25 protein-coding genes are annotated in these 22,033 nt (G+C 45.9%); 8 read left to right on the top strand and 17 right to left on the bottom strand.

What is annotated here, in order from left to right; translation table 11 throughout:
- Positions 1–13 precede the first annotated feature (13 nt).
- Positions 14–1,621, bottom strand: coding sequence for a diacylglycerol kinase family protein (locus tag ACFOEE_RS16850; protein ID WP_377126974.1), 1,608 nt, complete (start codon positions 1,619–1,621; stop codon positions 14–16).
- A 282-nt stretch (positions 1,622–1,903) separates the two neighbouring features.
- On the opposite strand from ACFOEE_RS16850, the gene ACFOEE_RS16845 reads away from it, so the two are divergent.
- Positions 1,904–3,130: an HD-GYP domain-containing protein gene (locus ACFOEE_RS16845; protein WP_377126971.1), complete on the top strand. Its 1,227-nt coding sequence runs from the start codon at positions 1,904–1,906 to the stop codon at positions 3,128–3,130.
- Positions 3,131–3,246: 116 nt separating this feature from the next.
- Here the strand turns inward: ACFOEE_RS16845 and ACFOEE_RS16840 are convergent, their stop codons facing one another.
- Both ACFOEE_RS16840 and ACFOEE_RS16835 read right to left on the bottom strand, forming a co-directional pair.
- On the bottom strand, positions 3,247–4,227 hold the full coding sequence (locus ACFOEE_RS16840) for a general secretion pathway protein GspB (protein WP_377126968.1): 981 nt from the start codon (positions 4,225–4,227) through the stop codon (positions 3,247–3,249).
- Positions 4,228–4,236: 9 nt separating this feature from the next.
- Positions 4,237–5,148, bottom strand: coding sequence for an ExeA family protein (locus tag ACFOEE_RS16835; protein ID WP_377126966.1), 912 nt, complete (start codon positions 5,146–5,148; stop codon positions 4,237–4,239).
- A 137-nt stretch (positions 5,149–5,285) separates the two neighbouring features.
- Here ACFOEE_RS16835 and ACFOEE_RS16830 point away from each other — a divergent pair, with 137 nt between their 5' ends.
- The gene (locus ACFOEE_RS16830) at positions 5,286–6,389 is read left to right on the top strand and encodes a tRNA nucleotidyltransferase (protein ID WP_377126963.1); all 1,104 of its coding nucleotides are present in this window, start codon (positions 5,286–5,288) and stop codon (positions 6,387–6,389) included.
- 76 nt (positions 6,390–6,465) lie between these two features.
- On the opposite strand, the gene ACFOEE_RS16825 is transcribed toward ACFOEE_RS16830, so the two are convergent.
- Genes ACFOEE_RS16825 through folB form a run of 3 tightly spaced genes read right to left on the bottom strand, consistent with a single transcriptional unit; the run spans position 6,466 to position 8,109 of the window.
- Positions 6,466–7,266 carry an undecaprenyl-diphosphate phosphatase gene (locus ACFOEE_RS16825; protein ID WP_377126960.1) on the bottom strand — a complete coding sequence of 267 codons (801 nt, stop codon included), beginning with the start codon at positions 7,264–7,266 and terminating at the stop codon, positions 6,466–6,468.
- Entirely contained in the window at positions 7,263–7,751 is a 489-nt protein-coding gene (folK, locus tag ACFOEE_RS16820) for a 2-amino-4-hydroxy-6-hydroxymethyldihydropteridine diphosphokinase (protein WP_377126957.1), read from the bottom strand. Before folK ends, ACFOEE_RS16825 begins: the two co-directional genes overlap by 4 nt.
- A gap of 1 nt (position 7,752) precedes the next feature.
- Positions 7,753–8,109, bottom strand: a complete 357-nt coding sequence (gene folB / locus ACFOEE_RS16815; RefSeq protein WP_377126954.1) for a dihydroneopterin aldolase — start codon at positions 8,107–8,109, stop codon at positions 7,753–7,755.
- Positions 8,110–8,278: 169 nt separating this feature from the next.
- Between folB and plsY the strand changes: the two genes are divergently transcribed.
- Entirely contained in the window at positions 8,279–8,854 is a 576-nt protein-coding gene (gene plsY / locus ACFOEE_RS16810; RefSeq protein ID WP_377126999.1) for a glycerol-3-phosphate 1-O-acyltransferase PlsY, read from the top strand.
- Here the strand turns inward: plsY and tsaD are convergent.
- Genes tsaD through ACFOEE_RS16795 form a run of 3 tightly spaced genes read right to left on the bottom strand, consistent with a single transcriptional unit; the run spans position 8,843 to position 10,796 of the window.
- Positions 8,843–9,856: a tRNA (adenosine(37)-N6)-threonylcarbamoyltransferase complex transferase subunit TsaD gene (gene tsaD, locus ACFOEE_RS16805; protein ID WP_377126951.1), complete on the bottom strand. Its 1,014-nt coding sequence runs from the start codon at positions 9,854–9,856 to the stop codon at positions 8,843–8,845. The two genes, plsY and tsaD, sit on opposite strands and share 12 nt — an antisense overlap.
- An 11-nt stretch (positions 9,857–9,867) precedes the next feature.
- Complete coding sequence (locus tag ACFOEE_RS16800; protein ID WP_377126948.1) at positions 9,868–10,467, bottom strand: YjaG family protein; 600 nt, start codon at positions 10,465–10,467, stop codon at positions 9,868–9,870.
- Positions 10,464–10,796: a putative signal transducing protein gene (locus ACFOEE_RS16795; protein ID WP_377126945.1), complete on the bottom strand. Its 333-nt coding sequence runs from the start codon at positions 10,794–10,796 to the stop codon at positions 10,464–10,466. The genes ACFOEE_RS16800 and ACFOEE_RS16795 overlap by 4 nt, the downstream gene beginning before the upstream one ends.
- Before the next feature lie 57 nt (positions 10,797–10,853).
- Between ACFOEE_RS16795 and ACFOEE_RS16790 the strand changes: the two genes are divergently transcribed.
- The 3 genes from ACFOEE_RS16790 to ACFOEE_RS16780 all read left to right on the top strand — a co-directional run bounded on the left by ACFOEE_RS16790 (position 10,854) and on the right by ACFOEE_RS16780 (position 13,842).
- Positions 10,854–11,252, top strand: coding sequence for a DUF2721 domain-containing protein (locus tag ACFOEE_RS16790; RefSeq protein WP_377126942.1), 399 nt, complete (start codon positions 10,854–10,856; stop codon positions 11,250–11,252).
- Between the two features lie 60 nt (positions 11,253–11,312).
- Positions 11,313–12,839: a DUF3369 domain-containing protein gene (locus tag ACFOEE_RS16785; RefSeq protein WP_377126939.1), complete on the top strand. Its 1,527-nt coding sequence runs from the start codon at positions 11,313–11,315 to the stop codon at positions 12,837–12,839.
- Between the two features lie 109 nt (positions 12,840–12,948).
- The gene (locus tag ACFOEE_RS16780) at positions 12,949–13,842 is read left to right on the top strand and encodes a LysR family transcriptional regulator (protein WP_377126936.1); all 894 of its coding nucleotides are present in this window, start codon (positions 12,949–12,951) and stop codon (positions 13,840–13,842) included.
- On the opposite strand, the gene ubiA is transcribed toward ACFOEE_RS16780, so the two are convergent.
- The gene (ubiA, locus tag ACFOEE_RS16775) at positions 13,839–14,717 is read right to left on the bottom strand and encodes a 4-hydroxybenzoate octaprenyltransferase (RefSeq protein WP_377126933.1); all 879 of its coding nucleotides are present in this window, start codon (positions 14,715–14,717) and stop codon (positions 13,839–13,841) included. The two genes, ACFOEE_RS16780 and ubiA, sit on opposite strands and share 4 nt — an antisense overlap.
- Positions 14,708–15,244 carry a chorismate--pyruvate lyase family protein gene (locus tag ACFOEE_RS16770; protein ID WP_377126930.1) on the bottom strand — a complete coding sequence of 179 codons (537 nt, stop codon included), beginning with the start codon at positions 15,242–15,244 and terminating at the stop codon, positions 14,708–14,710. The genes ubiA and ACFOEE_RS16770 overlap by 10 nt, the downstream gene beginning before the upstream one ends.
- Before the next feature lie 160 nt (positions 15,245–15,404).
- On the opposite strand from ACFOEE_RS16770, the gene ACFOEE_RS16765 reads away from it, so the two are divergent.
- A complete protein-coding gene (locus ACFOEE_RS16765) occupies positions 15,405–15,794 on the top strand; it encodes a flagellar basal body-associated protein FliL (RefSeq protein ID WP_377126927.1) in 390 nt (129 codons plus the stop codon).
- Here the strand turns inward: ACFOEE_RS16765 and glpG are convergent.
- The 6 genes from glpG to ACFOEE_RS16735 form a co-directional block, all read right to left on the bottom strand.
- A complete protein-coding gene (glpG, locus tag ACFOEE_RS16760; protein ID WP_377126925.1) occupies positions 15,772–16,623 on the bottom strand; it encodes a rhomboid family intramembrane serine protease GlpG in 852 nt (283 codons plus the stop codon). The genes ACFOEE_RS16765 and glpG overlap by 23 nt on opposite strands.
- Complete coding sequence (gene glpE, locus ACFOEE_RS16755; protein ID WP_377126922.1) at positions 16,599–16,916, bottom strand: thiosulfate sulfurtransferase GlpE; 318 nt, start codon at positions 16,914–16,916, stop codon at positions 16,599–16,601. The genes glpG and glpE overlap by 25 nt, the downstream gene beginning before the upstream one ends.
- 83 nt (positions 16,917–16,999) lie before the next feature.
- Positions 17,000–18,025 (bottom strand): L-threonine 3-dehydrogenase, encoded by a 1,026-nt coding sequence (tdh, locus tag ACFOEE_RS16750; protein WP_377126919.1) that lies wholly within the window; start codon positions 18,023–18,025, stop codon positions 17,000–17,002.
- A 45-nt stretch (positions 18,026–18,070) separates the two neighbouring features.
- Positions 18,071–19,267, bottom strand: a complete 1,197-nt coding sequence (locus ACFOEE_RS16745) for a glycine C-acetyltransferase (RefSeq protein WP_377126916.1) — start codon at positions 19,265–19,267, stop codon at positions 18,071–18,073.
- A gap of 239 nt (positions 19,268–19,506) precedes the next feature.
- On the bottom strand, positions 19,507–20,055 hold the full coding sequence (gene gmhB, locus ACFOEE_RS16740) for a D-glycero-beta-D-manno-heptose 1,7-bisphosphate 7-phosphatase (RefSeq protein ID WP_377126913.1): 549 nt from the start codon (positions 20,053–20,055) through the stop codon (positions 19,507–19,509).
- Entirely contained in the window at positions 20,055–21,098 is a 1,044-nt protein-coding gene (locus ACFOEE_RS16735; RefSeq protein ID WP_377126910.1) for a glycosyltransferase family 9 protein, read from the bottom strand. The genes gmhB and ACFOEE_RS16735 overlap by 1 nt, the downstream gene beginning before the upstream one ends.
- Before the next feature lie 120 nt (positions 21,099–21,218).
- Here ACFOEE_RS16735 and ACFOEE_RS16730 point away from each other — a divergent pair, with 120 nt between their 5' ends.
- Positions 21,219–21,935: a 3-deoxy-D-manno-octulosonic acid kinase gene (locus ACFOEE_RS16730; protein ID WP_377126907.1), complete on the top strand. Its 717-nt coding sequence runs from the start codon at positions 21,219–21,221 to the stop codon at positions 21,933–21,935.
- The last annotated feature ends 98 nt before the right edge of the window (positions 21,936–22,033 follow it).

Genomic DNA, 22,033 nt, shown 5'->3' with positions numbered 1-22,033 from the left:
GTGCCCACAAGTATTAATTTGGCATCATCACCAGCAAACTTTGCGGTTTTATTTGGAACTCAAGTTGCTCACTCTCAAACACTTCACCATCCAATGCATAGCGTATCGGCTGACTAAATAGTAAGCGCAACCGCTGACATTGAAACGAATCCAGTGCCGTGCAGTCTTGGTTGCTCATCAAAGTTTGAGCAACCGACCAATATTCAGACACCTGAGTTTGGTGGTGTATCACCGTCACATCCATCTTGCCATCTTGCCAATCAGGTGTGCTTTCGCCGCCTTGTGCCAAAATAGTTGACCAAGGCGCGGCATTTGCGACCACACAGCTTGCACAGCATAGCGTTTGTGCTGGCTTATCATCCGCGATAACAGTCAGTTCAACTTGGTGATTGTCCAATACCGCGTCCATAAAACTCTGCATATAGGCGACTTGCCCATGCTCATTTTTACGTTCACGATTGGCCTGCGATAGCATTTGTTCTGCAATGCCAACCGCGGCCATTAATAGCATCGACTTGCCATTACAACTTACCGTGTCAATCCATTGTGACTGACCAGATACTAAAGTACGACAAGCAAACAGAATTGGATCAATTTTAGATACACTGCCATGAAAAGCATGTGCTAAGGAGTTAGCGGTCCCTAAAGGTAAAATTCCAAACTTAGCTTGATGACCCATCACAACATCAGCCACGGCGGCTAAAGTACCATCGCCACCACCTGCGACAACAAGCGCAGGCTCACTCGCTTGCAACGCTTGTAATGCACAGCACTGAATACTTTTATCAGCTTCAGTTTGGTATATTGCCAGCTGATAACGCTGCGTTAAATAGCCCAGAATATCGTTTTCATATTGCAGCCATTTGCCCCCGCCTGCCACAGGGTTCACCACCAATACCGCCAGCTCTTTATGCTCTAATTCACCGTGTTGATGCCAATGTTCAAGCCTAGCTAATTGGCGCCGATTAAGGCGAGCACGTTGACGCTTGGCACGGATCTGTGCCATTGCGTCGGTAGCTGATGCCACTTGCTGAGTGGCAAGTAAAAATGCGGCGCACACCAACACCGAACGACCACGCCCAAGTGCACAGTGTACGACTACTTTACGTCCCTCGGCATGATGTACAGCAATCCACGACAACGCCTGTGCAATTTGTTGTTTCGATGGTGAGTGGTGATCTAAGATAGGAATACTTAAATAGTAAAATCCAGCGTCTTCTGTCTGCCAGTTAAAGCCATCATACTCCGCTGTCACATCTAAAATAGCCACAATCCCCTCAGCTTGTAACATCGCTACATCTGTAGGCAACAGTCGGCTTGCAACAAATAGTTGATCGCTTAGCTGAGTGCAATTTACGTGCGCTTTTTGGATTCTGATCAGCCAGTTATAGCACCACACTGCACCAAGGTAAGGCAGCAAAATAAGTTTAATCAAAAGCGGTACTTTTCCCGTTGCACGCTTTCTAAAAATGCTGGGTTGATTAGTGACATAAGCAAGCGCTACGATACTAACGGCGATAAAAATCCACAATAAAGGTGTTAACAGCCAACTTGGGTAGCTGCAAACCATAAGTGCTAGAATTGATGCCAACACGAGTAAATGGTACTTGAACATTTTCATGATTCATTCCTTATAGGCGCTCGGTCCCTGCTCAATACAGTATCAAAAAGTATTGGCTTGAGGTTGTTCAATCCCCAATCAGCTTAGCTAAGTTTAACTTAACGAACAATGAGCCAGCACAACTGACTCGACGATTCGAGCGAGATGTTTGCTGTACTTACGTCAGGTAATTGCACCAACAAAAACAAATAAGCTGCCCAAATTATCTAGCGCGTTTTTTATTTTGCTTTCAGCTAACTTTTGCTACGCTTAAATGACCCTTCCGACATTTGCGGTACAATCTTGAAAGTAATAAATATCAAAGAGTTAGAGCCAGGCATGTTTGTGATGCGGGTCGTGTCACAAAAAGGCCAAGTGAAAGTCAAAAATCAGGGTTGGGTAAAAACGGCAAAATCCATTGCGGCGCTGGCGGCGGCGGGAATCGTTGAAATTGAAATCGATCCGAGCAAAACCTTGGCGGCAGAGCCAACTAACGCATGGCGCGATAATGCGCCAAAGCCTACGGCCCCTGCCACTGTGGCGACAAGCACGGCTACAACGAAGCGCTCACCAAGCCATAAAAGTACCTCAATTGAAGGTGAGATGTCGGTTGCCATTGAGCTATATCAAGAAGCCAAGCAGCTGCAGCAAAAAGCTTTCGATGACATCAAAGCTGGCCGCAATATAGATGTGAGCGCCTTTCAAGCCGCAGCATCTGGTATTATTGATTCGATTTTTCGCAATCAGGATGCACTCGCTTGCATCGCGCGGATCCGTGAAAAAGACGCCTATTTACTTGAGCATTCGCTCAATGTGTCGATATTAATCAGTATTTTCGCCAAACACTTAGAGCTTGAGCGCGATGTGATTGAGGTGCTCGCAACGGGGGCGTTACTCCACGATATAGGTAAGATCCAAATTCCTGACAAAGTGTTGCACAAAGCAGGCAAGCTTACTGAGCCTGAGTTTCAAGTGATGCAACAGCATGCCAAATTCAGCAAAGCGATTTTGGAACAATCAGGGCTGCCAGAAATCGCGATAGACATTGCGGCATACCATCACGAGCGTCTAGATGGTAGTGGCTATCCGTTTCAACTTACAGGCGATGCCATCAGCCAATATGTACGGATGGCGAGCATAGTTGATGTCTATGATGCGCTGACCGCAGAACGAGTCTATAAAACGGGTATGACTCCGATTAAAGCCTTTAAGATTTTGCGCGAAGGCTGTCCTCATCATTTTGATGAGTCACTATTAAGCCAATTTATTCAATGCATTGGGTTGTACCCAGTTGGCACCTTAGTGAAGCTGAAAAGCGGACGGGTTGGTGTGGTGGCGCAAAGTAATAGCAATGCACCGCTCAAGCCAATCGTAAAAGTCTTCTACCATGCAAAACATATGCACCATGTACAAGTCCAGGATATTGATCTGGCGTCAAAAAAGGTCGATGACGAGCTGGAAGCAGCGATTAAACCTGAGGAATTTAACATCGACTTGATCCGTTTCTTCCGCCAATCAATGTTGCCTTAATGAGCATTTATAGATTTGGCGCGACATAAAATCGCGCTAGAGCAAACCAGTCGCTGAAGTAGGTGGTTTAGCGTCAAGAATAAAAATTAAGGGGCACTTCAGCCCCTTTAAGTTCTTTATTCTGGCGGCCAATCTTCCATCGCTTGCATGGAAAACTCAATACCATCAAAGTAAAACACCGTCAGCTCAGGGGTAATTTCAATCACTTGCAAGGCGCCGATACTGTCCCCTTCATAGAGCTCCCTGCCGTTAAGCTTAATCCAACGTTTGCTCGGTTCAGTGGCATAAATGTGTGCCAGATATTTAAAGCTCGGTAAACTGGCCTGAACATCACGCGGCAGCTTATTTACCGGTGTAACGCGCACTGCCGACATAGTGCTTTGGGTAATCGCGCTAGCCGGTTTGTTCTCCGTTGCAGCCACCGCTTCCGCAAATGCGTCTTGCAACGCTTTGGCCGCACTTGTTGGCGCCTCAATCTTAGTACTATCATCCGTTGCGGGTTGTTCTAGTGGTTTTCCCACCACGCGATAACCTTGCTGTTGTAAGCTGGCGATATCGTTATTCGCCCCTAAGTTGACATTGTTGGTGGTTTTAGCTGGTAATTGGATTTGCCCATCCACAGTAATTGGCACCAATTGCTGTTGATAAATTGGCTGACCTAAACTGTCGACTCCAACCTGAATAGACAACCACTGATAATGCTTAGCCTGATTGGCCTGGTTTACAGCAGCCGTGTTCACTTTCGCGGGTGGATTAGTCGCAGCAGATACTTCGTTCTGCTCTGCCGCACTATTTTCCGCAGCTGCACGCTTTTCCTCAAACGCATTCTCTTTACTCACATCAGGCTTGCTTGCTGCCTCGTTTGCTTGCAATGCGATTGTTGCATTTGGTTGTGATACCGCTTGGTAACGCTGCCAACTTTTCCCAGCCATAAACCCAGCAGCAATACAGATAAGTGCAGCACTGCCCCATCCTAATCGGCGTAGGCCCGTTTGGTAACGCAGCACTTGCTGTTGTAACTCGGCCTGTTGTAAGCGCGCCGCCGTATCTTGGGCTGACTGTGCACCTCTTTGATTTGCTTCAGCAACAAAACTCATTAGTGTCTCCTAAACCAGATACGAAAGTGCAAAACCAACGCCAAACAAACCACTCAGTGCAAGTACAGGTTGCCACCAAGTTACCTGCTTAGATTGAGCGACTGGCAAAGCATGAGTCATTGGCAGCGCTTCTTGCGCCGCTTGCTGCACTATGGATTTATCTACCACAGTATGCTGGAGCGAAAACGCCCCTAGCAAACAGCGGTCAGCAAGCAGGTTTAGTAACCTTGGTACACCGCCCGTCAATTGATACATCAAACGAATTGCATCCGCAGCAAAGAGTCCACGCTCACATCCTGCGACCTGCAAGCGATGCTGAATATAGGCAAACACTTGTTGCTCACTCAGTGGTAATAAGTGATAACGCGCGGTAATGCGCTGTGCTAATTGACGCAGCTCAGTGCGCTGCAATAATTGTTGCAGTTCAGGTTGGCCGACCAACACTATCTGTAATAACTTTTTGTGGTCAGTTTCTAAATTGGTCAACAACCTTAGTTGCTCTAACACCTCAGGCGCTAGATGCTGCGCTTCGTCAATGATCAACATAGTGTGACCGCCCGCCTGATGGTTATTCAGCAACTTTTGCTTGATCACATCGGTGAGCTGTTTGAGAGAGGCCTGTTCGGGGTAGCTTTGCTTGAGTTCATCACAAATCGTCGCGAGCAGCTCTTGTGCGGACAAGGTTGGGTTCAAAATAAACGCCACTTGCGTATTCTCAGGCAGTGATGCCAGTAACGTGCGGGTAATCGTGGTTTTCCCCGTCCCCACCTCACCGGTCAGCAGCACAAAACCACCGGCGTCACCTAGACCATATTGCAGATTCGCAAGCGCCTCTTTGTGGCGTTCACTTAAAAACAAATACTCCGGATTGGGGGCAATAGAAAACGGCTTTTCCGATAAGCCAAAGTAGCCTAAATACACAACCTGTCTCTTTTGTTGTTATGGTTTTCCCTATGATGGCAAAAAATGTCGCGAAGTTATAGCGCGAAGTCCGCTACAGGGTGATTTTTTCCGTTACAATTAAGCCAATTCAGTAAGTTCATTACTAAGGCAAATTAATGCAAGTATATCTGGTGGGTGGTGCAGTTCGCGATAAACTCTTGGGCCGTGCCATTAAAGAGCGTGATTATGTGGTCGTTGGCAGCACGCCAGAGCAGATGTTGGCCGCTGGCTTCCAACAGGTCGGAAAAGATTTCCCGGTATTTTTACACCCACAAAGTAAAGAAGAATATGCCCTTGCCCGTACTGAGCGGAAACATGGACAAGGCTACACTGGCTTTATTTGCGATTTTGCCCCTTCCATAACTCTTGAAGAGGATTTAATGCGCCGCGATTTAACCGTCAATGCCATCGCAATGGATGACCATGGTCAACTTATTGACCCTTATGGCGGGCAACAAGATTTAGCAGCCAAAGTATTACGCCATGTAAGCGACGCTTTTCAGGAAGATCCGCTACGCGTGTTGCGGGTGGCACGCTTCAAAGCGCGGTATATTGAATATGGCTTCACGATTGCAGCTGAAACCTTAACGCTGATGAAAACCATGGTCGCCAATGGCGAGCTCGATACCTTAACGCCAGAGCGGGTTTGGTTAGAGTGTGAAAAAGCCCTCAGCGATGGGCATTTTGCACATTTTCTGGATGTGCTTGCTGAAGTTAATGCGCTCACGCTGCTGTCGCCTGAATTAGCAACGTGTTGGAACTTTACGCTCTGCACTGAGCTGTCGGCACGCTTTAGTTATGCGCATCAAGCCGAGTTATCAAGCACCGCACAATTTGCCCAACTGGCAGGCTTTATCAGCCAAAGTGGCTGTGAGCTTTTGAGTAAAAAGCTCAAACTTTCTAACCAACAAGTCCTTGCGCTGCAACTTATGCAGCAGTGGCTGGCAATACAAGCTAATTGTTCAGCTGAAGCGGTAGCACAAGTGTTTGAGCAGTTTGATATGTGGCGCCGTCCTGAGCGGGTGCTGCTACTTTTAGAGATCATCAATATCGCAATAACCAACGACAGTTATTTGCTCACCGATATTCGCGCTGCACACAGCGCGGGGTTAACAGTCAATGCCGCGCCTTTTATTGCCAATGGACTAACAGGCCCAGCCATTCGTGATGCGGTAAAAACAGCGCGACTACAAGCAATCCAAGCTTGTTTTTCCAGCTAAGCACACAGCTTTGGTATTCGCTTAGACAAACAAAAAACCCGCATTCGCTGCGGGTTTTTTCTTATCAGGTAATCACTTACCAAGCCAAGTAAGCAAACAGCGCCGCGCCGAGTAACAAGCGATAGATCACAAATGGCATCATCCCCATTCGCGAAATAATTTTCAAAAAGAAGAAAATACAAGCATAAGCACTGATGAATGATAGTGCCGCACCAAGCAGCAAAGTGCCCCACGCCACAGGCTCACCACTCAAGGCTAAATCTAAGCTGTAATACAGTCCCATCATGCTTATCACGGGAATCGCCATCAAAAACGAAAAACGCGCAGCGCTTTCTTTATTGAGTCCCAGCATCAAGCCGGCAGTGATGGTGATCCCAGAGCGCGAGGTACCAGGGATCATCGCGGTCGCTTGCGCTAGCCCTAAGATCAATGCGCTTTTCCAATTCAGCTGATAAATCGTCTTTATCTGCTGTGCTTTGGCATCGGCGTACCACAGCAATAAGCCAAACACGATTGTGGTCGTGGCTATCACCCACGCGCTACGCAGATATATTTCAATAAAATCTTTAAATAACAAGCCAAAAATAGCGGTTGGTATAGTTGCAATAATAATCCACCAGCCTAATTTGCTGTCTTCAGTTTGTCCTTGCTGGCCAAATGATTTAAACCAAGCGGCTAAGATCTCAGCCACTTCCTTACGAAAATAAATCACGACAGCCAGCAAAGTCCCAACATGGACTGCCACATCAAAAGCGAGACCTTGATCTTGCCAACCAAACACTTGTGACGGTAACAGTAAATGGGCTGAGCTAGAGATAGGTAAAAATTCAGTAAAACCCTGTAATAAAGCCAAAACGATAATTTCAATCAGACTCATAGTAAGGAAAACTCCACTTTCCATAGTTTTTGTTGGGATTTGTCGTAAGCTTGCCACAGCTCTGCCATAGTTTTGCCTTGGCATGGATGAGGTAAGTGCGGCGCCAGCTCCGCAAGGGGTTGTAACACAAAAGCATTGGTGCAAATTTCGCCACGAGGCAACTGTGCAGGTGTATCACAGATCACCGTATCATAAAGTAGCAGATCTAAATCTAAAGTACGGGGGCTGAACTTTTTGTCACTGGCTTTTCGGCCATGTTGCTTTTCCAGCTCTTTCAGTAGTGCGCAAGTCTCAGCCAAACTGAGCTCGGTGTTAGCGTAAAACACCGAGTTGTAAAAATTGCGCCCCTTAAACCCCACGGCTTCGCTTTCAAACACCGATGAATGTCGATACTTTGGAAAATACGCAATAAGCGAAGCAAGTCCTGCACGAAAGTGTTTTTCGCGCTCCACATTGCTGCCAATACTGATGTAGATGTCTGCCATGCTAGCGCACTCTAGCGCGGGTGATCTCAACCCCGACGGTTTGCGCTTTAGGCACAGCTGCGGGTTTGCTGACTTTGATAGTCACTTGCGGCACCGCAAATTCTTGAAGAATCATCTGCGCTAAGCCTTCGACTAAAGTCTCCAACAATTCAACCTGATTTTGCTGACAAAAAGCATCGACTCTGGCACTGACTTTGGCATAATCAACTGCAAGGCTAATGTCATCAGTGGCAGCTGCCGATGAAATATCAGTCGCCATGACAATATCGAAGTACAAGCTTTGTTTACTTTCTTTTTCAAAGTCGTACACTCCTATTATTGTCTCGACATGCAACTGCGAGATATAAACCTTATCCATGATAACTCCACTAGGTTGGGGTTTAGACTGAGCTTAGCAAAAACGTGCAAAGGCAATAAAACAACAGTGTTGTAAAATACTCAATACAGGTCGGCCGTCACTAAGGAAGAGGCGATAATAGCTGAAAACCTGAGATTAAAAAATAAGGAAGCGTGTGTTAATCGGTGTAATGTGTGTTCTGGCCTACTTAATGGGTTCTATTTCCTCGGCAATTTTGGTGTGTCGAGTTTTTCGCTTGCCCGATCCGCGCTTCGCTGGTTCAAATAATCCTGGTGCTACCAACGTGTTGCGCCTTGGCGGTAAACTGCCGGCACTACTGGTATTAATTGGTGATGTACTGAAAGGGACCATTCCAGTCTGGGGAGCCTACTTCTTGGCGATTGAGCCATTGTGGTTAGGTATGGTGGCCGTGGCGGCTTGCCTTGGCCATATCTATCCGGTCTTTTTCCATTTTAATGGTGGTAAAGCGGTCGCGACGGCATTTGGTTCTCTGTTGCCAATCGGTTTGTCACTGGCAGGGTTATTGGTCGCCACTTGGATACTGATCCTATGGTTAACGCGCTACTCGTCACTCGCAGCGATTATTACCGTGAGCTTAGCACCGCTTTATACCTATTTAATCAAACCGCTTTATACCCTACCCGTGACATTTTTAACCCTGCTGATCATTTTCCGCCATCGCGCCAACATCAAGCGTTTGTGGCAAGGAAAAGAACCGAAAATTACCAACAAATTAAAGCGCTGATAAGCTGTCGAGCGGCCAACGTGCTTTCGTTTTCATATCCAAAGACGCATATTGACCCGCTTTTAAGCGCTGCATGCCTGCATAAGCTATCATTGCGCCATTATCTGTACAAAACTCAGTGCGCGGATAATACACTTGGCCTTGCATGCCTTTCATCATTCGTTCGAGCTTTTCGCGCAGTGCAATATTGGCGCTTACGCCACCGGCAATCACCAAACGCTTAATACCTGTTTCTTTTAAGGCACGTTTACATTTAATCGCTAAAGTATCAATCACTGCGGTTTGAAACGCATGGGCAATGTCGGCTTTGGTTTGCGGGTCATCGCCTTCACTACGTATAGTGTTAGCAGCGGCAGTTTTTAGGCCACTAAAGCTAAAATCTAAGCCCGGTCTGTCCGTCATCGGACGCGGAAATTCAAAACGTCCCGCATGACCGGCAAGTGCCATTTTCGCCAACATAGGGCCACCTGGATAGTCCAATCCAAGCAGCTTAGCAGTTTTGTCAAACGCTTCGCCCGCGGCGTCATCTACCGACTCACCAAGCACTTGATATTGACCAATGCCAGCCACCTTTACCATCATGGTATGGCCACCCGAAACCAATAGCGCAACAAACGGAAATTCTGGCGCATTGTCTTCTAGCATAGGTGCCAATAAGTGGCCTTCCATATGATGCACTGCCACCGCTGGAATACCCCAGCCGTAAGCTAACGAGCGACCAATTGAGGTGCCGACCAATAAGGCACCAACTAGGCCCGGACCCGCCGTATACGCCACGCCATCAAGTGACTCAGGACCACAACCCGCTTGCTTAAAAGCTGCCTCAATTAACGGTAAGGTTTTACGCACGTGATCGCGAGAGGCCAATTCTGGCACTACCCCACCGTAGTCAGCATGGACTTTGACTTGGCTGTAAAGCTGATGTGCTAACAGACCTAATTTATCATCATAAATCGCAATGCCTGTTTCATCACAGGATGACTCGATCCCCAAAATGCGCAACGCACTACTCCTTACTGTTCGTTAAGTTCTAAGCCGATATTAGTTTGCCCGTCTTGCACCGCTAATGCGCGTAAACCACGGACAGATTCACTGGTGATACGTCCCATGTTTTCCACATAGTCTATCATCTCACCCAGCACTTCGATTTCGTATTGCATCAAAGGATGTTCACGAACTAATTTGTTATCCGGCTCCAGCCCCTCGCTTTCCAGTAAGTACTCAACATAGCGGGCTACTGTGGCTTGGGAAATTTTCGCAATGCTGACAAACTCTTGTTCGTCTTTGGCCATCAAGCCATGCATATAACCAAGTAAAGCCGTGGCACTATCAATGGCTAAATAAGTACCAAACATCTCAAAATCGGTTAGTTCCGGCACATTTGGCTCAACTTTCTCAATTTGCTTTTCTAGGCTGATTTTGCTTATTGGCAGCAATAACTTTTCCCAGCACACATTTAGGGCGATACGTAGCAAAGATTCATCGCCAAAACCCGTTGCCTCACTAAACAAACCATAATTAGGCAACATACGTTCAAGGATTGCACCGGCCAACGCCGCCTTTTGCATATAATTGAGGTCTCGAATACGCTGGAAGTTATTCGCTTTATTCATGTTCTTTGTGTCTCACATTGCCAGCAATAGTCAAATGCTGGACCGTTTTCTTCGAGGCAAGCTGGGCATTGCCAATGGGTCGATGGTTGTTGGTGATAGTTTACCAAGATTTGTTGCGCACGGGCTAATTTTATCGCATAAACCATGACTTTAACTTGGGTTTGTATAAATGGGATTTCTCCTAATGCCCCTTGTAAAAATTCGCCTTGCAAGCACGTTTGAATGCCCGCTTGTGACAATAAACCACAGACTATATGCGCTTCCATCCCATGCTCTGCCAAATAGGCACATTGCCATGAAAATGGGTCGATAAACGCTTGAGTTGTCATTCATTTCACCTTATGTTTTATACTACTTCTTTGAGTCTACACCAATTTGAGCAAATCATGACCTTAACCACTCCGGCTTTGCTGTTCCCCGCTATTTCTTTACTATTGTTGGCTTATACCAACCGCTTTTTAGTGCTGGCACAATTGATCCGTGAGCTTAACGCTCGCGAGGGTGAATCCATTCGTCCTTTGGTCGTTGCTCAGATTGAAAACCTCCGCAAACGCATTCGCTTAATCCGTTTAATGCAGGTCTGGGGGGTCGGTTCATTTTTACTTTGCACTTTAGCCATGTTTGCGGTTTTTATTGCCATGCCAACCGCTGGCACTTGGTTATTTGGTGCTAGCCTCTGCGCACTAACTATGTCTTTATTGCTATCTTTATATGAAATTCACATTTCTTGCGACGCAATAGCCATAGAACTGCGAAATATTGAGAAAAAACCAATACAGAAATGAGCAGTTTATTTAACCTCTGACTATACTCAGACAGAAAGTTAGTTAAGTCAGGTAGGTCGAGTGAATAGCTTTTTGTTTACAGATGAAGACTTTAGTCACGAATCGAATCCGGAAGTTGAAGCCGATAAATGGCATATCCTAATCGTCGACGATGAAGAAGACATTCATCAGGTTACGCGCTTAGTGCTGGCTGATTTTAAATTTGAAAACAAAGCCTTACACTTTCATCACGCCTATTCCGCAGCGGAAGCTAAACAGCTGCTAGGGGCGCAAAATGATATTTCAGTTGGTTTAATAGACGTGGTAATGGAAAATAATCACGCGGGTCTTGAGCTTGTTCATTTCATTCGCCACGATATTGCCAACCTAGACATTCGCCTGATTCTGCGTACCGGCCAACCCGGTGAGGCACCAGAAGAGGCGGTGATCCGCGACTACGACATTAATGACTACAAGAATAAAACCGAATTGACGGCGGTTAAGCTAAAAACCTTACTCTATTCAGCCTTACGCTCCCATCGCGACATAAAAACCATTGAAAGGCATAAATCTGGATTGGAACGTATTATTAATGCCTCATCATCGTTTTTAAAATGCGACAGTGTCAGAGAGTTTGCATCCACTATTTTAGAACATGTCACTGATGTGATGGGCATTCACGACAGCGAAATATATTGCGCTGCAGCAGTTAACAGCCAAACTCAATCTGCCACTGATTTTAAATTGTTAGCCGCTTCGGGTGTAGACGTTGAGCCACATAACAATGATATCCCGCAGAATGTTAAAAATTTGTTTATAGAAACCCATAATCGTAAAACATCCAGCAAGACCGAAAACGAATACGTTGGTTACTTCCCGACTCAAGGTGGGGTAGAAACTATGTTGTATGTCAGTAAGCAATCAAGGCTACAAGCTACTGACTGCCAATTGTTGGAGTTTTTTGCCAATAATATTGCGTTGGCTTACGATAATTTACGGTTACGAGAGACAGTTAAAGAGTCACAAAAAGAATTATCGTATATTCTCGGTGAAGCAGTGGAGAAACGTTCCAAAGAAACCGGATCACACGTAAAACGAGTTGCACACTATAGCGAATTGCTTGCTCAATTAGTTGGCCTTAACCACTATGAAGCAGAAATTATCAAGCTTGCGTCACCACTACATGATGTTGGCAAGATAAGCATTCCAGACCGAATATTGAATAAACCCGGTAGATTAGACGCAGAAGAGTGGACAATTATGCAATCTCATGCCCAAATAGGGTACGAGATATTGAGAAATTCTCAAAATGAAATACTCCAATGTGGTGCTAATATCGCCCATCAACATCATGAAAAATGGGATGGTAGTGGTTATCCGCAAGGGTTGATTGGTGAGCAGATCGACATAGTTGGGCGAATAACTGCACTGGCCGATGTATTTGATGCCCTTGGTAGCGATCGTTGTTACAAACCCGCATGGCCGATAGATCAAATAGTTAGCTTGATAATATCTGAAAAAGGGAAACATTTTGATCCAATTTTAGTGGAGCTTTTTATTGCGAATATAGATAAATTCATCAAAATTAAAGAGGCTTACCCTGATTAATTTTGTAACTTTATTGTAAAAGAATTCACTTTTCTCAAAACATCTGTTGTAGTAGAATCAGTAACAATGCACAACAGTGCGTTTTAACAGGAATTAAAAGGAATTTCTTATGAGATTTGAACAACTCGAGCAATTTTTGGCGTTGGGCAACCTTCGTCATTTTAGACAAGCTGCTGAGCAAACCAATATCAGTACTTCTGCGTTAACCCGTAGTATCCAGACGCTGGAAGAAGAAATTGGTTGCGAATTAGTGAAACGCTCAACCCGTTCAGTTAAATTAACTGAACAAGGCGAGTTATTCCTTGTTTATTGCAAGAATACCCTCGCGGAATTGGAACATACCAAAAAGCAGATCCATCAAAGCTTATTTGGTCGAGATCAACAACGTTTGGTGATTGGTTACACCAATCAAGCCAGTCAGATCGTACCGTTATCTTGCGGTCAATTTTTGGCTGACTACCCAAATGTGAAAATTGAAATGCAACTACAGGACGAAAACGAGCTAAGTCGTAAGCTGCAGTTAGGCGAAATCGACATCAGCGTGTTTTTACAAAAAGCCTGTCAGATTGAAAGCGATGTGCATTTACCGGATCAATTGATTATGTTTGTTGCTAAACATCATCCTCTAGCCAGTAAAGACACTATTCGCCGTGAAGAGTTATTGCACTATTCAATGTTTGGTTGTTTCTCACAGTCGAAGCAAGTTCAAAACATGCTAAATGAAGTCATTGAAGGTTTGAACAAATCGACTAGCGTTAAAATTGGCAACATCGAACAAGTGATCCAAGGACTGAAATCTAGTACTAGTTTTGCTATTGCCAGTATTGAACACGCTAAAACAGTAGCTCAAGACCCAAATTTAGTGCTACTGAAAACCAATAAGGCCATGGAACAGGAACATTTGGTGGTGCAAACCAACCGTAATTTAGGTGCCAGCAATTATATTTCGCATTTATTATCTTTGATTGAACGCACGGCACAAACAAAACAGTATGTAAGTTAAAATCTTACATACTGCAAAGCTACCCCTGTAAATAATGCCAATCCTACATAGTGATTGTTGAGAAATGCTTTAAAGCAGGGGTCGCGCTGTCTTTTTACTATCAGTTGCTGCTGATAAAGTAGTAGCGCTACTGCCACTGACATTGCCAACCAATAACTGAAATTAAATTCTAGTGTCACGCCAACCCAGCCCATCATTGCAATGAACGTAGCATTGAGAATGAAAATGACATGACGATCCAGCTGACCAAATAGAATCGCGGTTGATTTAATGCCTACAACGACATCGTCGTCTCTATCGACCATTGCATACATGGTATCGTAGGCTACAGTCCAAAGCACATTTGCCACAAACAGCACCCAAGCTAACGTGCTCAGTTCTGCGCCACTTGCAGTAAAAGTCATCGGGATACCCCAACTAAATGCAGCGCCAAGAACAAATTGTGGTAAATGAGTAAAACGCTTCATAAATGGGTAAAGCGAGGCAATAGCTAATGCCCCAACCGACAAAGCAATAGTTTGCCAATTGAGGGTCAACACCAGTAAAAACGCAATTCCTACCAATATGGCAAACAACATCAAGGCCTCTGTTGTACTGACTTTACCACTGGCAAGTGGACGCGCAGCGGTGCGTTTGACTGACCCATCTACTTTTCGGTCGGCAAAGTCGTTAATCACACAACCGGCGCTGCGCATTAAAAACACGCCCAGCGTAAACACCACTATAAGTTTTAAACTCGGCCAACCTTGATTTGCTATCCACAATGCCCATAACGTTGGCCACAGCAGCAAAAACGTGCCGATAGGTTTGTCGGTACGCATCAGTTGTTGGTAATAAAGCCAGTTTTGCTTTTTCAAGGGCATAGTTAACGACATGGAGTCTCCGTTAAAAACACTTCACAGACCAACATTTGCTGCTGACCTTGCTCAAATACACTGCGCCTCGCATATTTCTGGCGCACCTCTAGTGCTAAACGTAGCAATAACGGCTTCAATGGTCCATTAAGCGTAGCAATCTCAATCCCTTTGCGTGTCCAACGCGGTTCTTGAAAGAGCACTTCCCCAAGTGGCGTGTTACCTAGTTTTGTCATCGTAAGGAGTGTTTGCGGGATCCAGCTTTGTCCATACACCACTGGCTTGCCATCACACCACAGCAGTACTTCGCGGCACCACATAGATTGCTGTGAAAAGCCATCGGCCCACCCAAGCGCATGTGGGGCTAGTGCTAGTTGCTCGTTCAGCACTTCCACCGCAAAGTGGCGACAGTGGCTTTTAAGCTTCGCGGTTAATGAGCAAGGCTCAGTTAACCAATCATGTAAAGAAGCAGGAAAGGTGTCGTGGCACAGTTGTGGCGATTCAACCTGCTGCCAAGTTGCATCCAAAGACAATGGAAAAATCTGCAAAACTATCTAATCTTCATGAGTAAAACACAGCTTAATGATAACACTAGCTTAAGCGCGCAAAAAGACTCTTAGCAAATCACTGCGTTCCCTGTTTTTTACGCCAAATTACGTATACACTTATGACTGAATTGCATCAGTTAGTCAGGAATATCAACTTATTATGAAACATCTGCTAGCACTTATGTTGTGTTTAATGGCCATTTCGGGGTCTGTTCGCGCCGAATCAAGTGTGGGTTACTATGGCTTTGAACCAGACATTATCACCAATTATATTGGCCAATCGGCGAAAAAGCTGGGTTATGTGCGGGTTACTGTTGATCTCATGCTAAACGATGTAGCTAATATTGCAGTAGTCGAACACCATACCCCGTTATTACGTGATGCAATCGTTCAGATCCTCAGTAAAGAGCCGGAAGAATCGATCAAATCCCTCACCGGACGCGAAGAGATCCGCAAACGTTGCGCAGAAAAGCTGAAAGCCTTACTGAAAGATGAAACTGGCGATGAGATTATTCGCGAAGTGTTATTTACGAAGTACTTGTATCATTAAGCTTAACACACGGCCAGAGTGCGCCGAGCAGCGCTCCACTCAACAGACCAAATAAGTGTGCCCAATTCGCCATACTGATGAAGAACAGATCGGTAAAACCAAATACCAACCACAATAACATAAACCCGAACAAAGGCTTTTGGATTAAAACTGGGGTTTGCTTGTCGCGTAATCCGACAACCCAAGCAAAGCCAAACAGCGCATAAACCACACCGCTTAGGCCACCAAAATTGCCGTCGACCATTAAATACTGCGCCCAATTGCTAATCGCAGCACTACCAATAGATAATGTGACGATCAGTAGTGTTCCGTAGCGTTTGGCAAGTTTATCCCCTAAATATAACCACCACATCAAGTTGAAAATTAAGTGTAGTGCACCAAAATGTAGGAGCGCGGGTGTCAACCAACGGTATGCCAGTTCAGGATTAAACTTAAATGCAGCAAATACTGAGTTTGGGGCAACAAAGTTGAGCGCGACAAAAATCGCCAAACACATCACGCCAATCAAGGCAACGAAAGGGTTTAATGCCAACGCACGTTTAACTAAATTGAGACTTTGGCCTTGATACTGAAAAATGGTGTCACTACGACCTAGCTGCCAAGCCGCCTCGGCAAAACAAGAGGCATGAGGATCGTTGAGAAATTGCTGCCAAATAACGCGGGCAGAGTCCAATTGGGCAGCATCAACATAGACTTGCGCACGCTGTGGGTCAATTGGCTCGACCACTACCACAATTTTTTGCAGTTGCAGATAATCAACCACGCCCTGCAAGAGTCGTGGTTGATGGTATTCACCGAGGAGTACTAGCTCTCGACGCAATCCGGACACTGTGTCGCCCACTGGGTAAAACCCCCATCCATGCTGGATACGTTTTCAAAGCCTTGTTCAAGCAAATAATTTGCCGCGCCTTGTGAGCTTATCCCGTGATAGCACACTACTACGATAGGCGTTTCAAACTCTTGCTCTTGCATAAATTGACCAATGCTAGCGTTTGATAAATGTACTGAACCTGGAATGTGGCCTTGTGCAAATGAATTTGGATCGCGAATATCTGCTATCACCAAATGTCCTTGCTCAAGTTGACTGCGAACGTCCGCAACCGAAATGTGTTTAATTGCCATGCTACCTCTAAAACGAACTTGGCTGGGCGCGTGTATAGCACCAACTCCGTGGGGCTGGTGCGGACGCGTTGACTAAAACAAACTTAGTCCCAGTTTAAAATGACTTTGCCTGATTGACCAGAGATCATAGTATCAAAGCCTTGCTGGAAATCATCAACATGGAAGTGATGAGTGATAATCGGGCTTAAATCTAAACCGGATTGGATTAAGCTGGCCATTTTATACCAAGTTTCAAACATTTCACGACCATAGATACCTTTGATCACTAAGCCTTTGAAAATAACTTGGTTCCAGTCAATTGCCATGTCAGATGGTGGAATACCTAGCATGGCAATCTTACCACCGTGGTTCATGCTGTTTAGCATGCTGCTGAACGCTGCTGGTACACCAGACATTTCTAAACCAATGTCAAAGCCTTCAGTCATGCCCAACTCTTTCATCACATCTTTGAGGTTTTCATTGGCAATATTCACCGCGCGTGTCGCACCCATTTTGCGTGCTAACTCAAGGCGGTATTCGTTCACATCGGTGATCACCACGTGGCGAGCACCAACGTGCTTAGCCACTGCCGCAGCCATAATACCAATCGGGCCAGCGCCAGTAATAAGCACGTCTTCACCCACTAGGTCAAAAGATAGCGCGGTGTGTACTGCATTACCAAATGGGTCGAAAATTGCTGCTAACTCATCAGGAATATTATCTGGGATCTTGAACGCGTTGAACGCAGGAATAACCAAATATTCCGCAAATGAACCTTCACGGTTAACACCTACACCTATGGTGTTACGGCATAAATGTACTCGACCCGCACGGCAGTTACGGCAATAACCACATGTGATGTGGCCTTCGCCAGAAACGCGGTCGCCGACTTTAAAGCCACGCACTTCTTGACCCATGTCAACCACTTCACCGACGTATTCGTGACCCACGACCATAGGTACCGGAATGGTCTTTTGCGCCCAATCGTCCCATTTATAAATATGTACATCCGTTCCGCAAATCGCGGTTTTGCGGATTTTGATCAATAGATCGTTGTGGCCTACTTCCGGTTTAGGCGCTTCGGTCATCCAGATCCCAGGTTCCGATTTTAATTTCGATAATGCTTTCATGTTCACACTCTTAGCAAATACGGCGGCTAGTGCCGCCGCTAAACATTAAATCACACCCAGTTCTTTACCAATGCGGGTAAAGGCTGCGATGGCTTTATCCAATTGCGCTCTGGTATGCGCAGCAGAAATTTGCGTGCGGATCCGCGCCTGACCTTTTGGTACGACTGGGAACGAGAACCCTGTCACGTAAATACCTTCAGCGAGTAATTTGTCTGCCATGGTTGCTGCAATTTTAGCATCACCTAGCATAACTGGGATAATGGCATGGTCTTTACCTGCACAAGTAAAACCAGCTGCTTCCATTTGCGTACGGAAATAAGCTGCGTTTTGCCATAATTGGTCACGCAGTGCTTTGCCTTCGGCTAACATTTCTAGCACTTTAATTGATGCAGTAACGATTGAAGGCGCAAGCGAGTTTGAGAACAAATATGGACGTGAACGTTGACGTAGCCATTCGACAATCTCTTTACGGCCAGCAGTATAACCACCTGATGCACCACCGAGTGCCTTACCTAAAGTACCGGTAATAATATCAACGCGACCCATCACACCACAGTATTCTGGCGTGCCACGGCCATTTTCGCCAACAAAACCAACCGCGTGTGAGTCATCCACCATCACTAACGCATCATATTTGTCTGCTAAGTCACATACCGCTTTTAAGTTACAGATCACGCCGTCCATCGAGAACACGCCATCTGTCGCAATCAACTTAGTTTTTACGCCAGCTGCATCAGCAGCAATAAGTTGCTGCTCCAAATCGGCCATATCATTGTTAGCATAGCGGAAACGCTGAGCTTTACATAAACGCACGCCATCAATAATAGAAGCATGGTTTAACGAGTCCGAGATAATCGCGTCTTCTGGGCCTAACAAGGTTTCAAATAAACCTGCGTTGGCGTCAAAGCAAGATGAGTAAAGGATAGTGTCTTCCATTTGCAGGAATTCACTGATGCGCGCTTCTAGAGTTTTATGGATGTCTTGAGTACCGCAAATAAAGCGTACTGACGCCACACCAAAACCATGGTCATTCAAACCTTGCTGAGCTGCAGCTATTAAAGTTGGATGATTCGCTAAACCAAGATAGTTGTTGGCACAAAAGTTAATCACTTTTTCACCTGATGCAACGGCGATTTCCGCTTGTTGCTGTGAGGTGATGATACGTTCGTTCTTGTATAAACCTTCAGCCTTTACTTCTTCAATTTGCTGCTGTAGTTGGCTGTAAAATGCCGCTGCTCGCATTGTTGTCTCCATATTTGCACGGCTAACTCTGTATGACAGAGCTAGAATTGGTATGGTTATCTTTCATTACTTATCCCCTAACTACTTGATACCTTAGCGGTGTTGTCTACCGGCGACGCCAAGTAATGGGGTATATTTGAGATCATTAAACGCTATTGCGCCTATTTTAAAAGGTTATGTTGCTTAATGCACGGCCAGTGACGACCGTTCGTCGCCTATTTTATGGTTTTCGGCAGTGGTTAGACCACTAACCGCGCTGGTACGTCAGCTAAACTCTCAACCACCGCCGTAGCAGTCGCAGCGCAATCATTACTCAAGGCTTGACCAGAACGCACCAAAAAGCGCTGCGGTACGCCGGCGGCCAAAGCCGCTTCCATATCCGACGCTTTATCTCCTACCATCACACTGTTGGCTAGATCGAGTTCGAGTTCTTTGGCGGCTTGCAACAACATACCTGGGAATGGCTTACGGCAATCGCAGTCTTGTCGATATTGTACTTGGGCATTTTTAGGATGATGCGGACAAAAATATACCCCAGCAATCTCTATTTGATGGGCGGCAAATTGTGCCTTCATCCACTCGGTAAGTTGCTGAAACTGCGCCTCATCATAATAGCCACGTCCAATCCCAGATTGATTAGTCACGACCACCAGCTTGTAACCTAAAGCTTGTAATTGCTGACATGCGCTAAAAACCCCAGCAATAAAATGGAAGTCTTGCGGTTGGTGCACATAGGCATGATCTTCGTTTATCACCCCATCTCTATCAAGGAACACGGCTTTATGCATTACAACAGCTCCTTCGCAACGACTTTATCGAACATAGCGATGACATCTGATGTAGCGATTTGCGCCATCAAGTCGCTGCCTTTTACCCGCGTCCCCCACGCCAATTCAGACGCGGCCTTGCCTTTTTGAGCCTTGAGGTTGCGGTGATATACCTCAACCACGTAGTCCTGATATAAATAAGGCCCAGTGCGTTTAGGGTTAGAGTGCGCATATAGACCAATCACTGGAGTCCCCATAGTGACCGCCATATGGGCAGGTCCGGTGTCTGGTGCAACCACTAATTTGGCGCGATGTAACACACAGAGCAGCTGTTTTAGTGAAGTTTTACCCACTAAATTACGAATTGGCGCTTTACTTGCGGCCATAATACTATCGGCCAGAGTAGTTTCCATCATAGTGGGGCCACCACTGAGCACCACATTAAAACCTTGTTGATGGGCATGCTCGGCAAGTTGCGCGTAGCGCTCTGGCAACCAATTACGCTCTGCTTTACTCGCCGCAGGGGCAATCACCAATACGCGTTCAAGTCCGCTTAATAGTTCATCTGCTACTTGATAATCCGCCTCAGTCACTGGCATTTGCCAGCTTGGTGCTTTCAATTCAGCGCCTATAGTACGGGCGAACTCAGCAAAGCCTTCTAGTACATGAGGTTCAGATTGCTTAGCAATACGCTGATTAATAAACAAACTATGCAATTCTTTGGAACGGCCTTTATCAAAGCCGATTTTCACTTTGGCGGGAATACAGCGCGCCACAAGATTCGCTCTTAGTGCCACTTGCATGTGTAGCAGCACATCAAATTTTCGACCTTTAAAGGTCTTGCTTAAAGCTTTAAAAGCGGCTTTACCTTGTCTTTTATCAAATACGACAAATTCAACCCCTGGCATGCCTTCTAGCATCATGGCTTCGACTTTGCCTATCACCCAAGTGATTTTGGCGTCGGGATGCGCACCTTGAATAGCCTGCACTGCCGCAACGGCATGACATACATCGCCGATGGCGGATAATCTGAGAATACAGATGGATTGGTAAGAATTTGCCACACTAAACCCGTAGACTAACTAAGATAAGCGTTGATCTTAAATTAATCATACTGCAATGCAAGTTTCGGACGATGAAAAAAACAAGTACACTAGCGCCTTTATCCCTCAGATTTGGCTCCTATGGAACTGCGCAGCGAACACTCCCACACTCTGATCTTGGCCGATGCAACGTTGGATTTCCAAGTTGAGCACTTCAGCGCCGAATATTGGCGAGATAAACGAGCTATCATCGCTGAAAAACGTGGCCGCGCCGCGGTGTATTTTGTTAAAAGCCAAGCAGGTACGGCTGTACTGCGGCACTACTGGCGTGGTGGGCTGATTGGCAAGCTGCTGAAAGACCAATATCTATATTTTGGGCTCAAACACACTCGGGTCTATCGCGAATTTGCCCTCCTGTGCCAACTCCATCAGCTTGGCCTTGCGGTGCCAAAACCTCTGGCTGCCAGAGTCTCTCATCATGGCTGCTATTATCGGGGTGATATTTTGACTGCGGCCATTGCCGGTGCACATTCATTAAATGAGCGTTTACAAGCGCGCAGTTTAATGCTGCCAGAACTCAAAGCCGTGGCTGCAACCCTAGCGCAGTTTCATCGCGCTGGCGTATATCATGCCGACCTCAATATTAATAATATTCTCTTTTCGAGCGACAATCGGGTCTATGTGATTGACTTTGATCGAGGAGAGCTACGCCAGCCAGATACGCGCTGGCAGCAGCAGAATATGGCAAGACTCGCGCGCTCATTTAATAAAGAAGCGGGTCGCCAAGAAGTATTGCATTGGTCTGAAGATAACTGGCAACAGCTGCAAAAATATTATCAACGCGCTTTAACTGCATAAAAAAAGCCGGTTCAGCCGGCTCAGACTGTTGAAAAAGGGCTAGACACAGATCTAGCCCTTTGATCTAATAAGCACAGTGAGTATCGAGAGTTCACCAT

Source organism: Pseudoalteromonas fenneropenaei, assembly GCF_042643375.1.
Taxonomy (GTDB): Bacteria; Pseudomonadota; Gammaproteobacteria; order Enterobacterales; family Alteromonadaceae; genus Pseudoalteromonas; species Pseudoalteromonas fenneropenaei.
This window is presented reverse-complemented; position numbering and strand designations above follow the sequence as displayed.

Excerpts from the sequence above, each read along its gene's own strand:
- ACFOEE_RS16850 (WP_377126974.1), bottom strand. The coding sequence starts at position 1,621 with ATGAAAATGTTCAAGTACCATTTACTCGTGTTGGCATCAATTCTAGCA.
- ACFOEE_RS16840 (WP_377126968.1), bottom strand. The coding sequence starts at position 4,227 with ATGAGTTTTGTTGCTGAAGCAAATCAAAGAGGTGCACAGTCAGCCCAA.
- ACFOEE_RS16830 (WP_377126963.1), top strand. The coding sequence starts at position 5,286 with ATGCAAGTATATCTGGTGGGTGGTGCAGTTCGCGATAAACTCTTGGGC.
- ACFOEE_RS16825 (WP_377126960.1), bottom strand. The coding sequence starts at position 7,266 with ATGAGTCTGATTGAAATTATCGTTTTGGCTTTATTACAGGGTTTTACT.
- folK (WP_377126957.1), bottom strand. The coding sequence starts at position 7,751 with ATGGCAGACATCTACATCAGTATTGGCAGCAATGTGGAGCGCGAAAAA.
- folB (WP_377126954.1), bottom strand. The coding sequence starts at position 8,109 with ATGGATAAGGTTTATATCTCGCAGTTGCATGTCGAGACAATAATAGGA.
- plsY (WP_377126999.1), top strand. The coding sequence starts at position 8,279 with ATGTGTGTTCTGGCCTACTTAATGGGTTCTATTTCCTCGGCAATTTTG.
- ACFOEE_RS16800 (WP_377126948.1), bottom strand. The coding sequence starts at position 10,467 with ATGAATAAAGCGAATAACTTCCAGCGTATTCGAGACCTCAATTATATG.
- ACFOEE_RS16795 (WP_377126945.1), bottom strand. The coding sequence starts at position 10,796 with ATGACAACTCAAGCGTTTATCGACCCATTTTCATGGCAATGTGCCTAT.
- ACFOEE_RS16790 (WP_377126942.1), top strand. The coding sequence starts at position 10,854 with ATGACCTTAACCACTCCGGCTTTGCTGTTCCCCGCTATTTCTTTACTA.
- ACFOEE_RS16780 (WP_377126936.1), top strand. The coding sequence starts at position 12,949 with ATGAGATTTGAACAACTCGAGCAATTTTTGGCGTTGGGCAACCTTCGT.
- ubiA (WP_377126933.1), bottom strand. The coding sequence starts at position 14,717 with ATGTCGTTAACTATGCCCTTGAAAAAGCAAAACTGGCTTTATTACCAA.
- ACFOEE_RS16765 (WP_377126927.1), top strand. The coding sequence starts at position 15,405 with ATGAAACATCTGCTAGCACTTATGTTGTGTTTAATGGCCATTTCGGGG.
- glpE (WP_377126922.1), bottom strand. The coding sequence starts at position 16,916 with ATGGCAATTAAACACATTTCGGTTGCGGACGTTCGCAGTCAACTTGAG.
- tdh (WP_377126919.1), bottom strand. The coding sequence starts at position 18,025 with ATGAAAGCATTATCGAAATTAAAATCGGAACCTGGGATCTGGATGACC.
- ACFOEE_RS16745 (WP_377126916.1), bottom strand. The coding sequence starts at position 19,267 with ATGCGAGCAGCGGCATTTTACAGCCAACTACAGCAGCAAATTGAAGAA.
- gmhB (WP_377126913.1), bottom strand. The coding sequence starts at position 20,055 with ATGCATAAAGCCGTGTTCCTTGATAGAGATGGGGTGATAAACGAAGAT.
- ACFOEE_RS16730 (WP_377126907.1), top strand. The coding sequence starts at position 21,219 with ATGGAACTGCGCAGCGAACACTCCCACACTCTGATCTTGGCCGATGCA.